At 36.8% G+C, this 3631-nt stretch carries 2 protein-coding genes; both read left to right on the top strand.

Annotated features, from left to right (window positions below; all coding sequences use genetic code 11):
- The first annotated feature begins 85 nt into the window (after nt 1-85).
- A complete protein-coding gene (locus QQK09_RS14205) occupies nt 86-403 on the top strand; it encodes an antibiotic biosynthesis monooxygenase family protein (protein ID WP_284204825.1) in 318 nt (105 codons plus the stop codon).
- Nucleotides 404-2257: 1854 nt separating this feature from the next.
- Entirely contained in the window at nt 2258-2635 is a 378-nt protein-coding gene (locus tag QQK09_RS14200; RefSeq protein ID WP_284204824.1) for a hypothetical protein, read from the top strand.
- Nucleotides 2636-3631 lie beyond the last annotated feature (996 nt).

Below are 3631 nucleotides of genomic sequence, written 5' to 3'. Positions count from 1 at the left end.
ATTATGGCTCTGGTTGAAAAACTAACCCACGGTAGAGGCTAGCACCTTAGTGGGAGTCATTATGTCTATATGCCTAGGAGATCCAATGTCAGTAATCGCTAATACGCCTAAACCTCCATATTATGCTGTGATTTTTACATCCACAAGAACCGAGGGTGATAATGGTTATGGAAAAATGGCAGATAGAATGGTCGAGCTAGCTGAACAACAATCTGGGTTTCTGGGTATAGAATCAGCAAGAGAAGATGTTGGTATAACTGTTTCTTACTGGGTAGATCTAGATTCAATTAAAAATTGGAAAGCGAACTCTGAACATTTAGAAGCTCAAAAAACTGGTCGTAAGTCTTGGTATGATTCTTTTAAGGTTCGTATTTCAAAAGTAGAGCGAGATTACGGCATATAACAAGTCACTCAAAAGGACAAAAAATAGTTGGTTTTTGCTCCTGCGTCGCTTATTTTAACCAACTATTTTTTGCCTCTTAGTGAGGCGTTATAAAGTGTTCATTTAGTGTGTTTAGGTTTGTTTTGTAAGTCCAAAAATCAGCAAAGTTTTTGGTGAGGTTGGCATCACTAACGTCGTTGTAAGTTTGCTCAAATGGGGTGGGGTTTCAATGCCTAAACGTCGTCACTTGCTGTGTTTTACACTTCAAGTGCGGTAGCCTGTTTGAGAGTCCAAAATCGATTTTCAGCAAGCGATTTAACATTGGTTTTTAGCTTCGTTCGTCAACGCGCCTCGCTGAAAATTAATCTTAAATTGAAAAGGGCAGTTATATCGCAATGTTGCCTTCAATCGTAGGGTTCAACGGTTGACTTTATAACAAGCAATTTAAGTCGGAACAAAAACAGTTGGCTATTGTTCGCTCCTCACAAATTTTAGCCAACCATTTTTGTCCGCTTAATGTGGGCGTTATAAAGTGTTCATTTAGTGTGTTGAGGTTGGTTTTGTAAGTCCAAAAATCAGCAAAGTTTTTGGCGGAGTTGGCATCACTAACTTCGTTGTAAGATTGCTCAAATGGGCTGGGTTTTCAATGCCTAAAGGTCGTCACTTGCTGTGTTTTGCACTTTAAGTGCGGTAGCCTGTTTGAGTGTCCAAAACCGAGTTTTATTCGGTAATTAAAAATTGCTTTTTAGCTTCGTTCGTCAACGCGCTTCGCTGAAAATTAATCTTAAATTTAAAAGGACAGTTATATCGCAATGTTACCTTTCAATTGTAGGGTTCAATCGTTGACTTTATAACAAGCAATTTAAGTCGGAACAAAAACAGTTGGCTTTGTTTCGTTCCTCAACAAGTATAGCCAACCATTTTTGTCCGCTTAATGTGGGCGTTATAAAGTGTTCATTTAGGGTGTTGGGGTTGGTTTTGTAAGTCTAAAAATCAGCAAAGTTTTTGGCGAAGTTGGCAACACTAACTTCGTTTTAAGGTTGCTAAAATTGGCTTGGTTTGCAAAGCCTAAACGTCGTTACTTGGTGTGTTTTGCACTTCAAGTGCGGTAGCCTGTTTGAGTGTCCAAAACCCAGTTTTATTTGGTGATTTAAAATTAGTTTTTAGCTTCGTTCGTCAACGCGCTTCGCTGAGAATTAATCTTAAATTGAAAAGGGCAGTTATATCGAAATGTTGCCTTCAATGGTAGGGTTCAACGGCTGACTTTATAACAAGCAATTTAAGTCGGAACAAAAACAGTTGGCTTTGTTTCGTGCCTCAACAAGTATAGCCAACCATTTTTGTCCGCTTAATGTGGGCGTTAGTTGGTTTTTAAAATTGATGTTGGTAAGTCTTTCTGAGAAACATTTTTGGTTGTGATTTGAGTTTTGTCATCTTCAAAGTCGTAGCCTTGTGGCGGTACTGTAAACTCGCTCATTCCGCCAAAATATGCTGTCGTTAATAGTCGTCTGGTGCAAAGTTTAACCTCGAAGTTTATCGTTATTCTCGGCTCCATTAACTCTGCTTATTTTATAAGGGCGTCATTCTGTATTTTAGTTTTTAAGAAGTCATCTCGAAAGGGGATTTAAGTTGAATTTGAATCTCAGTTTTTGAATTGGTCGCTAGCTAAAGTTTCCAATATTGATTATCGTGTTTCTTTGGTTTTTAAATACCGCCAAACACAACTAACAAGGCATTTAAACGGAATTAAAACAGTGGGTTATGTTTCGTGCCTCAACATTATAACCCACTGTTTTAATCCGCTTAATGCGGCGTTATGTGCTTTTGAATCAGTGGCTTTATATTCTGATTACAGTAAATACTCAAGGAGGATTTTTGAATATATTAGTTTTAAGACATTCAGATGAACAAGTTAAGCTGAATGGGAAAAGGGATGTGATATCTGCAAGTCAATTAGAGCATGCCACTGGATATGCCCTTAATAGATATCAATTAGCTGCTACATCAGTTGGAGACTCGGCTTACATCATTGATCGAACGAATAACATAGCATTCTTTGGGGAAATAATTTCTATAGTAGAGAGATATGTAACTCTCAAAAATGGAAATAAAGATAGAAGGCAAGATTTGAAGTTGCAGAATGTTAAATCTTGTAAGTTTGTAGATGTACCTTTTGTTAAAGGCTGGGAAACTCAGCGTGGTGTTAAAGTTTTACCAAGAATAGAATTTGATAAAATTGTTGGCAGTTTATAAAACAGCACATAACAAGAAATTTAAACGGAACAAAAACAGTTCGCCATGTTTCGTTCCTCAACAAGTTTGGCAAACTATTTTTGTCCGCTTAATTAGGCGTTATATGTCGCTACCGATTGAGTTACTTTGAATGTTTTAGATATGTTATTTAACGGATAGTACAAGGAATAATGGTAATGGAGTATGTTTTTGTATTGGCAGTGATTTTAAATTTACTGCAGTTTTACATATATTTACTAATCAAAAAGCATAATAAGGCGATATTAGATCGAGTGTTTGAAGGTGCTCCCCATAAAAACAATCCAGCGCATTTATTGAAAAAAGCATTGTTTTATACGAACCCATTTGAATGGAGGGGGATTAAAGAGGGGTATATCAAATTCCTATTGTTTGTTAACTTGCTTATGTTTATTTATATAGTAGTCAGGCTGTTCACTGGATAACCAAGTTATTTAGTGTAAATTTAAATATGAAGGGTAGTTTATCACTTTTTTGTAAACTGATCGCGAGCATATAACAAGCAATTTAAGTCGGAACAAAAACAGTTGGCTTTGTTTCGTACCTCAACAAGTATAGCCAACCATTTTTGTCCGCTTAATGTGGGCGTTATAAGTCGCTAATTTTTATGCGGTGTTGTGGTTTTTCAAATACGCCTTGAGCACTGTTTTGTCGTGAGATTTGTAATATCGTTACTGTGTAAATTCGGATATTTTGGTTATCTAAATTGGTTTTTAGTTACCTTCACAAAGTGTTTTCTACAGAGTTCAAAGTTAATGCGTAAGTGGCTTTAAATCGAACAGAAATGGTTTACTATTTCTCTCTATCTTTGGCTAGTGTTTCAAACGGTTAAAATTGACCCGCGAGCTTCTAACAAGCACTTTAAACGGAACAAAAACAGTCGGCTATGTTTCGCTCCGCTACACAATTTTAGCCAACAATTTTTGTCCGCTTAAGTGGGCGTTGGTATGACTTCCCACGTCAATCTAAATATTACTT

The organism is Psychromonas marina (genome assembly GCF_030161115.1).
Taxonomy (GTDB): domain Bacteria; phylum Pseudomonadota; class Gammaproteobacteria; order Enterobacterales; family Psychromonadaceae; genus Psychromonas; species Psychromonas marina.
The sequence above is the reverse complement of the archived record's forward strand: the minus strand, read 5'-3'. Positions and strand labels throughout refer to the sequence as shown.